The 8,886-nt window shown below is 66.7% G+C and carries 10 protein-coding genes; 2 read left to right on the plus strand and 8 right to left on the minus strand.

Going from position 1 to position 8,886, the window contains the following annotated elements:
• From ACRDUX_RS09960 to ACRDUX_RS09970, 3 genes are all read right to left on the minus strand, one after another.
• A partial coding sequence (locus ACRDUX_RS09960) for a Zn-ribbon domain-containing OB-fold protein (protein WP_526413411.1) occupies positions 1–252 on the minus strand: 252 nt, incomplete at its 3' end.
• Between the two features lie 77 nt (positions 253–329).
• Positions 330–1,214, minus strand: coding sequence for an ArgK/MeaB family GTPase (locus tag ACRDUX_RS09965; RefSeq protein WP_526413413.1), 885 nt, complete (start codon positions 1,212–1,214; stop codon positions 330–332).
• A 25-nt stretch (positions 1,215–1,239) separates the two neighbouring features.
• Positions 1,240–2,391, minus strand: coding sequence for a thiolase family protein (locus ACRDUX_RS09970; protein WP_526413415.1), 1,152 nt, complete (start codon positions 2,389–2,391; stop codon positions 1,240–1,242).
• 78 nt (positions 2,392–2,469) lie between these two features.
• Here ACRDUX_RS09970 and ACRDUX_RS09975 point away from each other — a divergent pair, with 78 nt between their 5' ends.
• Both ACRDUX_RS09975 and ACRDUX_RS09980 read left to right on the plus strand, forming a co-directional pair.
• Positions 2,470–3,234 carry an SDR family NAD(P)-dependent oxidoreductase gene (locus ACRDUX_RS09975; RefSeq protein WP_526413417.1) on the plus strand — a complete coding sequence of 255 codons (765 nt, stop codon included), beginning with the start codon at positions 2,470–2,472 and terminating at the stop codon, positions 3,232–3,234.
• A gap of 7 nt (positions 3,235–3,241) precedes the next feature.
• On the plus strand, positions 3,242–4,000 hold the full coding sequence (locus ACRDUX_RS09980) for an SDR family NAD(P)-dependent oxidoreductase (protein WP_526413419.1): 759 nt from the start codon (positions 3,242–3,244) through the stop codon (positions 3,998–4,000).
• Positions 4,001–4,074: 74 nt separating this feature from the next.
• Here ACRDUX_RS09980 and ACRDUX_RS09985 read toward each other — a convergent pair whose 3' ends face one another.
• Genes ACRDUX_RS09985 through ACRDUX_RS10005 form a run of 5 tightly spaced genes read right to left on the minus strand, consistent with a single transcriptional unit; the run spans position 4,075 to position 8,662 of the window.
• Positions 4,075–5,004, minus strand: a complete 930-nt coding sequence (locus ACRDUX_RS09985; RefSeq protein WP_526413421.1) for a TauD/TfdA dioxygenase family protein — start codon at positions 5,002–5,004, stop codon at positions 4,075–4,077.
• 20 nt (positions 5,005–5,024) lie between these two features.
• Positions 5,025–6,095 (minus strand): PhnD/SsuA/transferrin family substrate-binding protein, encoded by a 1,071-nt coding sequence (locus ACRDUX_RS09990; RefSeq protein WP_526413423.1) that lies wholly within the window; start codon positions 6,093–6,095, stop codon positions 5,025–5,027.
• A gap of 33 nt (positions 6,096–6,128) precedes the next feature.
• A complete protein-coding gene (locus ACRDUX_RS09995; protein ID WP_526413425.1) occupies positions 6,129–6,860 on the minus strand; it encodes an ABC transporter ATP-binding protein in 732 nt (243 codons plus the stop codon).
• Complete coding sequence (locus ACRDUX_RS10000; protein WP_526413427.1) at positions 6,847–7,722, minus strand: ABC transporter permease; 876 nt, start codon at positions 7,720–7,722, stop codon at positions 6,847–6,849. The genes ACRDUX_RS09995 and ACRDUX_RS10000 overlap by 14 nt, the downstream gene beginning before the upstream one ends.
• 1 nt (position 7,723) lies before the next feature.
• Positions 7,724–8,662 (minus strand): TauD/TfdA dioxygenase family protein, encoded by a 939-nt coding sequence (locus tag ACRDUX_RS10005; RefSeq protein ID WP_526413429.1) that lies wholly within the window; start codon positions 8,660–8,662, stop codon positions 7,724–7,726.
• Positions 8,663–8,886: the final 224 nt, after the last annotated feature.

Consider the following 8,886-nt stretch of genomic DNA (forward strand, 5'->3'; position numbering starts at 1 on the left):
CACCCCGAACGGCACGAAGTCCTTGCCCGTCGGGCCGATGTAGGGCGCACCGGGTGGAAACCCCTGCGTCGTCCAGGCGATCACCGTGCCGCGGCGCGGCAGCAACACGTCGCTCATCTCGGACTTACTGCACTTCGGACAGTGCGACTGACGCGGGAACACCGTGGCCCCACACGCCCCGCACCCACTGCCGATCAGCTGCGCGTTCTCCTCCGGCCACGTCGAAATCGTGGGATCTATCGCCTTCTGCACGAGGCCTCCTGAAGTCAGGCGAAGAATACGTTGGCAAAATCGTACAACATCATTTCTCTAAACTGGAAAGTACATTCTCATTCCGGTTCAGCAGCCAGTTCGGCGTGCCCCAGCAGCGACTTCGCTGCGGTGTAGACGTCGAGACGCCCGTTGGCAATCTGGGCCGCGAGCGCATCGAGGCCGGGATGCGTCCGTAGCGCGCTCTGCGCCAGAGACAACACTTGGGCGCGGGCCCTCGCGGCGCGCCGCTGCGGATTGTCGGCCCGCAGATGCGCGTCTATCGCCCCGACCAGTTCGGCGATGCCCTGGTTCTGCGCAGCCACGATCTTGAGGATCGGCGCGCTGGTCTCCGCACGCAGGTCGCGGGCCGTCTGGTCGGCACCGTCGCGATCGGCCTTGTTGATGGCGACGATGTCCGCCACCTCGAGCAGACCCGCCTTGGCGGCCTGGATCGCGTCGCCCGCACCGGGATTGAGCACGACGACGGCCGGGTCCGCAACGGCCGCGATCTCGATCTCGGACTGACCGACCCCGACGGTCTCGATGAGCACCACGTCGTAGGACAGGGCTGCGAGAACGCTGATCGCGGCGGGCACGCCCTCGGCGAGGCCGCCCAGATGTCCGCGGGTGGCCACCGAGCGGATCAGCACGTCGGAGTCGTTGATGTGCGCGGCCATTCGGATGCGGTCCCCCAAGAGAGCACCGCCGCTGTAGGGCGACGACGGGTCCACGGCCAGCACCGCGACCCGCTTGCCCTGCTCGCGGTACGCCGTGACGAGCGCAGCGATGGTCGTCGACTTCCCGGCCCCCGGCGGACCGGTGACGCCGATGACGCGGACGGATCGGTTCCCGACGATGGCCAGGACTTCATCGCGACGATCGCTCTCGACCAGGCTCAGCAGCCGACCGGCCGCCCTGGTGGATCCGCTGCGCGCCGCGGCAACGAGCTCATCGATGGTCATCGTTGCGGCTGACTCTATCCGGCGATCAGATCGCCGGAACCTCGATGACCGTCGCCGAACCCATCCCACCCCCGGCGCACATCGCGGCCACCCCGATACCGCCTCCGCGATGGCGCAATTCGTGCACCAGCGAGACGACCATGCGCGCTCCGCTGGCCGCAACGGGGTGTCCGAGCGAGCATCCGCTGCCGCTGACGTTGACGATCTCGGGATCGATGTCGAGCATCTTGACGGTGGCCACGGTCATGGCCGCGAACGCCTCGTTGATCTCAAACAGGTCGACGTCCGAGACCGAGAGTCCGGCGCGCTTCAGCGCCTTCGGAATCGCCTCGACCGGCGCAAGCCCGGTGAAGGCGGGGTCGACGCCGACCGACGCCCATGACCTGATCGTCGCAAGGCCGGGCAGGCCGAGCCGGTCGCTGGCCACCACTAGCGCGGCGGCGCCGTCGTTGGCGCCGCTGGCGTTGCCCGCCGTGATCGAGAAGCCCTCGATCTCGGGGTGCAGAACCTTCAGCGACGCCAGCTTCTCCAGGCTGGTGTCACGGCGCGGGTGTTCATCGGTGTCGAACACGCCGTGCGGAGTGTCGATGGGGACGATCTCGTCGGAGAAGCGCCCCTCGTCAATGGCGGCGATGGCCTTGCGGTGCGAGTGGAACGCCCACTCGTCCATCTCCTCGCGGGTCACACCCGCCCTGATCGCAGAGTTCCAGCCCACCGTGATGGACATGTCCATGTTGGGTGCTTCTGGAGTGTTGGGGTGCGTCGGCGGGAACCAGCCCACCGTCTCGGCATCCTTCTCGCTGCTGACGCGGCGGGTGAACCGCGGCGAGGTGGACGCGGAGTTCACCCCTCCGGCGATGATCAACTGATCCATGCCTGCGCGGATGCTCGCCGCCGCACTCTGCACGGCGGCCTGACCCGCGGCGCAGTGCCGATTGGTCGACAGCCCCGGCACCGTCACCAGGCCTGCGGTGATGGCGGCGTGGCGGGCGATGACGCCGCCGCCGTACAGGCCCTCGCCGAGGATGACGTCATCGACCTGCGAGGGGTCGAGATCTGCGGCGGCCGAGCCGACCACGTGATCAGCGAGGACGTAGGCGTCGGTATCGCGCAGCGTCCCCTTCATCGCCGTGCCGATCGGCGTGCGCAAGGCGGAGACGATGACGGCTTCAGGCATGAGCGGACCCTCTTTCGAACCGGTATGAGAATGCTATTCTCTCAGTCAGAGAGTCTCAGTTGCAAGAAGGGGAACCACATGCAGATCGAAGGCAACTCCGCGATCGTGGTCGGCGGTGCGGGCGGTCTCGGCGAGGCGACGGTTCGCCGATTGCACGGCGCCGGCGCCAAGGTGGTCGTCGCCGACATGGCCGACGACAAGGGCAAGGCCCTCGAAAGCGAGCTCGGCGTTCGCTACGTCAAGACCGACGCCACCTCCGAGGAGTCCGTGCTTGCCGCGATAGCGGAAGCCGAATCACTTGGCCCGCTGCGGATCTCGGTGGACACCCACGGCGGCCCGGCCAGTGGCGGACGCCTGGTCGGCAAGGACGGCTCGGCGCTGGATCTGGACGGCTTCAAGAAGACGATCGAGTTCTACCTGACGGCCGTGTTCAACGTGATGCGCCTTTCGGCGGCCGCGATCGCGAAGTCGGAACCGCTCGAGGAGGGCGGCCGCGGCGTGATCGTCAACACCGCATCGATCGCAGGCTACGAGGGTCAGATCGGCCAGCTCCCCTACGCTGCCGCGAAGGGTGGCGTGCTCGGCATGACGCTCGTCGCCGCGCGCGACCTGTCACCGCTGGGCATCCGCGTCGTCACCATCGCCCCAGGCACGATCAACACTCCTGCCTACGGCCAGGCGGGAGATCAGCTCGAGAAGTACTGGGGCCCGCAGGTGCCGTTCCCCAAGCGGATGGGCCGCTCGACCGAATACGCCCAACTGGCGCAGAGCATCATCGAGAACGACTACCTCAACGGCGAGATCATCCGCTTGGACGGCGCACTGCGGTTCTCGCCGAAGTGAGCAGGACGTGACGCTCTCGCTCGAAGGCAAGGTCGCGTTCGTCGCGGGTGCCAGTCGTGGCATAGGCGCGACGATCGCGAAATCGCTTGCCGCCGCTGGCGCGTCCGTGGCCGTCGCCGCGCGCTCCGAGGAGCGTGGCAAGCTGCCCGGCACCATCGGCTCGGTCGCCGACGACATCGTCGCGGCGGGCGGGCGTGCCCTTCCGGTCGCGTGCGACGTCACCAGCGAGGCCTCGGTCGACGCCGCGGTCGAGACGACGGTCACCGAGTTCGGCGGCATCGACATCCTCATCGCCAACGCGGGCGTGTTGTGGCTCGGCCCAATCGAATCCACGCCGCTCAAACGCTGGCAGCTGTGTCTCGACGTGAACCTCACGGGTGTCTTCCTGGTCACCAAGGCCGTCATCCCGCACGTGCGGGCGCGCGGCGGCGGTTCACTGATCGCGGTGACGACCACCGGGGTCGGCATGATCGACCACGGCGCGAATGCGTACTGGGTGTCGAAGGCCGCCGCCGAGCGGCTCTACCTCGGGCTTGCTTCGGATCTGCGGATCGACAACGTCGCCGTGAACTGCCTCAGCCCGTCACGGGTGGTGCTCACCGAAGGCTGGCAAGCGGGCGGTGGTGGCTTCGAGATCCCACCCGAGATGGTCGAGCCGCCCGAGGCCATGGGCAACGCCGCCGTGTTACTGGCGCGCCAGGACGCCACCGGCATCACGGGCACCGTGCAGCGCTCGGAGGACCTTCCCGGCCAACCGCCGAAATAGCATTCCCTGTCGTTACGCGACCGCGGTAACGACAGGGAATGCTATTTCGGCGCAGCGGCGTCAGGCGTCAGGCGTCAGATCGCTTCGAAGGGTTCGCCGTCCAACGCGACGGACGGATGTCCGTCCGGACCGACTGGGACGTCGCCCACCAGCGTGATGCGGTACAGCCGTCGATCGTGGTCCCCAGTCAGGTCACTGGGCGCCAGATGTACGGCGGCACGGTTGTCCCAGAACGCGATACTGCCCGGCTCCCACTTGAATCGGACCGTGTATTCGGGCCTGGCCAGCTCGTCGTAGAACAGGCCGAGCAACCGTCGACTCTCGTGCGGCGAGACATCGACGATGTGGGTGGTGAATCCGGGGTTGACGTAGAGCGCCTTCTCGCCGGTCTCCGGATGGACCCGAACCACGGGATGTTCGGTGACGAGGGGGCGCCTGCTCACCCGCTGCTGGTACTCCTCGGTGGCGGTCGTTCCGTCGGGCGGCGAGAAGCGGTGCACCGCACGGAGTTTGTCGGCGAGCCGGCGCACCGACGTCGACAACCCCTCGTACGCCGCCACGGTGTTGGACCACTGGGTGTCGCCGCCGTACGGCGGGATCACCTCGGCGCGCAGGATGGACGCCGCAGGCGGGTTGACCGCCGCCGTCACGTCGGCATGCCAGTTCGGCTTGTCGAAGCCCCGGCTACTGCCGTAGCGCGTCTTGAACCGGTCCCGGAAGATCGGGTAGATCGTTGGATAGCCGGGGTCGGCGATCGAGTCGAAGAGCGGATGCGCGGGCGTTGGCGCACCGAACGCCGAAGCGAACCGCAGGTGGTCGTCGTGGTCGATGAACTGGTCGCGGAAGAACACCACCTTCCACTGCAGCAGGGCCGCCCTGATCTCGCCGACCTGCCGCTGGTCGAGTGGCTTGGTCAGGTCGACGCCGTGAATCTCGGCCCCGGTCCATCCCGATTGCGGCCGGACGCTGAGCGCCTCTGCCACCTGTGTCTGTGCCGACGTCATGCGTGAATCTCCTTCTGTCGTCAGGTATTGATCGGCTTGGGCTTCACACCATCAAGCCCGTTCTGGGCGTCGACGATGTCGTTGTATCGGCCGTCGACGTAGGGCCCGACGTCGACATGGGTCTTGATGGTGCCCGTGTCGTAGAGGCCGTCGGCGACGGTCTGGAACAGTGCGGTGGACGCCGCGTCGATCGGGTAATACGAGGCGGCGCCATCTTCCTCGTACAACTTCTTCCCCTGCTCGAACGTGATGCCCTGCTGCTTGACGTAGTACTCGTTGATCCACTGTTCGGCGTGGGTGTCCTTCCAGTTGTTGGCGGCCGCCGCCCGGCCGACGTAATCGCCGATCGCCGCCACCTTGGCCGGGTCGTCGAGCACCTCCTTGCGCACGATGAGGGTCTGAATCCCGGTGTTGATCCCGGTACCGTCACCGAGGATCGGCGGCTCACCCAACTGGTAGTACTGGTTGCCGAGCACGATCGCGGCGTCGACGGCCCCGGCTGCGAAGGTCGGAACCACCTCTGCACCAGCCAGTTCCACCGGCTGCACGTCGGTCTTGAGGTCCAAGCCGTGCTGTTTGAGCAGGGCCGCGGTGATCATGTGACGCCCGGAACCCGGCGGGTAGGCGACGCGCTTGCCGCGTAGGTCCTCGATCTTTTCGACGCCACTGTTGGGTTTGGCCACCAGGAAGTAGCCACCACTGGTACCCGGATTGGCCTGCAATCCGATGGTGACCAGATCGGTGACACCACTGTCGACGGCGATCGGCACCGGCGCCTCGCCGATGGAACCCACGTCGGCGGCACCCGAACGCAGCGCCTCGATGACCGCGGAGCCGCCGCTGAAGTCGGCGAACTCCACCGCGTACGGAGCGTCCTTGCCCGCATTGGCCAGATTCCACGGCAGTGACTGGGTGGCGTTCTGCTCTGCGATCACGAGCTTGGTGCCCGCAGGCACCTCGGTCTTCGCGGCGATCTGCACCGAGTCGATCGCGGTGCTCGCCTCGTCGTCGGACAGGCCGCAGGCGGCGGCCAACAGCGAAACCGCCAACAACACGGGAACTTTCCACCGCGAGTGGATGGGAGATGACATGTGGGATCCTTGGTCAGGTGCGCGAGCACGGGTTCAGAGCTGAACTTCTCCGGTCACGCCGAGTTCGGCCAACAGGCGGCGGCGCAGCGTTGCGAACTCGTGAGAATCCCTGGCCCGCGGCTTGGGCACCGAGACCTCGACGTCGAGTGAAATGGCTCCGTCGGTCAGCACGATCACTCGATCGGCCAGCAGAATCGCCTCGTCGACGTCGTGGGTCACCAGCAGTACGGCGGGCTTGTGCCGTCGACACAGGTCGAGCAGGAGGCCGTGCATTTTGATGCGGGTGAGCGCGTCGAGCGCACCGAACGGTTCGTCGAGCAGCAGGAGTTCGGGTTGACGCACCAGCGCCCTGGCCAATGCGACACGCTGCGCCTCGCCACCGGACAACGTCCGCGGCCACGCCCTGGCTTTGTCGGCGAGGTTGACCTCCGCCAGTGCGGCACGTGCCTGTGTACGGACCGCTGCGGTCGCGGGCAGGCCGATGGTCACGTTGTTCAGTACCCGTTGCCACGGCAGTAATCGCGGATCCTGGAACACGATCGCCCGCTGCTCCGGCACCCGGACGTCGCCGGCGAAGCCACCGTCGAGTGCACCGAGCGCACGCAGGAACGTGCTCTTGCCCGACCCGCTGCGGCCCAGCATCGCGACGAACTCGCCGCTACGGATCTCCAGGTTCAACGCGTCGATGACCACGTTGTCGCCGAAGGTCTTTCGGACATCGCGGGCGACGACGACCGTATCCCTCGTCAGCTCAGTCGCCGTCATAGACCCGTCTCCAGGTGAGCAGTCGTGCCTCCAGGAAGCGGACGATGACGATCGATGCCAGCCCGAGGATCGCGTACACGCCGATCAACACGAAGACCACGTCGATCTGGAAGTACTCGCGCGCATCGGTCATCATCCGGCCAAGTCCTTTCTTGGCGTTGATGGTCTCGGCGAAGATGAGCGAGAGCCACGACGCGGTGAGCGCGAGGCGCAACCCCACCAGGAATCCCGGCATCGATCCAGGGATGATCACCCGGTAGATGAGTTCGGCACGCCCAGCGCCGAATGATCGCGCAGCTTCGACCAGTCCGGAGTCCACGCTGCGGATGGCGCTGAAGGTGTTGATGTAGATCGCCACTGCCACCGCCAGGGTGATGAGCAGGATCTTGGGCACTTCGCTGATGCCGAACCAGACGATGAGCAGCGGCACCAACGCGAAGTTGGGCACTGCGCGAAGCACTTCCATGTTCGCATCGACGAAGTTCTCGCCCACCCGCGACAGACCGGCGATCAGAGCCAGCACCAGTCCCAGCACGATCCCGAACAACAACCCGTATCCGACCCTCAGCAGGCTGGTTACCAGGTGTTCTTGCAGAGCGCCGTCGGCGATCAAGTGAAACGCCGTGCCCAGCACCCTGGTCGGCGCTGGAACGGTGCGCGCGTCGAAGACGGCGGTCGTGGAGAGCACCTGCCACAACCCGACGAGCAACGCCGGTCCGAAGAGCCGCTGCAGCCAGCGCGGGACGTACTGGTTGCGTTGGCGCTTGCCGATGATCGCCCGCGGGTCGACGAGTGCACTCTCGCCAGCGCCCCGCTGCGCGGCGGGGGTGCTCTTCTGCGACCGGGCGAGCGCGGTCGACATGTCAGGCAGCTCCGAAGAAGTCGCCCGCCAGCGACTCCGATGCGCGGCCGTCGGGTCCGACCGGGACGTCGCCCACCAACGTGATGCGGTGCAGCACCCGGTCACCATCGACGTGCTCGAAATCGCGAGGGGCGAGATGCAGCGCGGCCCGGTTGTCCCAGAACGCAACACTTCCCGGCTCCCACTTGAACCGCACCGAGTACTCGGGGCGCGCGATCTCCTCGAACAGCAGGTCCAGGACGTGCCTGCTCTCCCGCGGGGAGAGTCCGACGACCTCTCGGGTGAACGACGGGTTCACGTAGAGCACGCGTTCGTTGGTCTCCGGGTGGATGCGCACCACCGGATGGATGGAGGCCAGCGGGGACGAGCGCACCAGATCGCCGATCTTCTCCGCGCTTCGGTCAGCGGAGGCGTTGGCGCCGAAGCGATGCTCGGCCCGCAGCTCATCGATGAACTCCCGCACTGACGGCGAAAGTCCCTGGTAGACCGCGGCCACGTTGGTGAATTGAGTGTCGCCGCCGAACGGCGGAACGACTTCGGCGCGCAAAATGGAGTGCGACGGCGGATTGATGAGCGGAGTCACGTCGGCATGCCACCCTGGCCCGTTCGGGCTCTGCTTCTTGCGGTAATTGGTTCCGTAGCGGTGGTCATAGGCCGCAGGTGAGACGGTGTGGATCTGCGGAAACCCCTCCGGCGCGGAATCCCCCTCGTATGGGTGACCCGGCGTCACGTCACCGAACTGGGCCCCGAACGCGATCTGGGCAGCGTGGTCGAGCGATTGGTCGCGGAAGAACACCACCTTCCACTCATTCAGCGCTGTCCGGACGACGGCCTTCGCGTCGTCGGACAGCGGCACCGCCAAGTCCACCCCGGTGATGAGCGCGCCCGTCCACCCGGACAGCGGCGTCACCTTCAGCGCAGTATTCACCGTAGCCGTCATGTACCCGTCCCCCTCGAAAGTGATTGCGAAGATCGATCTTCCGACGGTAGCGGCAGGGCGCCGATGGGTTAGGGGTTTGAATCGGCGTGAAAAGAACCGCGCGGACGTGCTCGTGACGCCCCCGACGAGCGTGCGGCGAATGCCAAATCTCAGCCGCGTGTCGCGGGCAAACACGCACGCTCGCGCGGAGAGGGGGACGCAGGGGAAGGGGACGCAGGGAAAGG

This window comes from Mycobacterium sp. (genome assembly GCF_050701675.1).
GTDB lineage: Bacteria > Actinomycetota > Actinomycetes > Mycobacteriales > Mycobacteriaceae > Mycobacterium.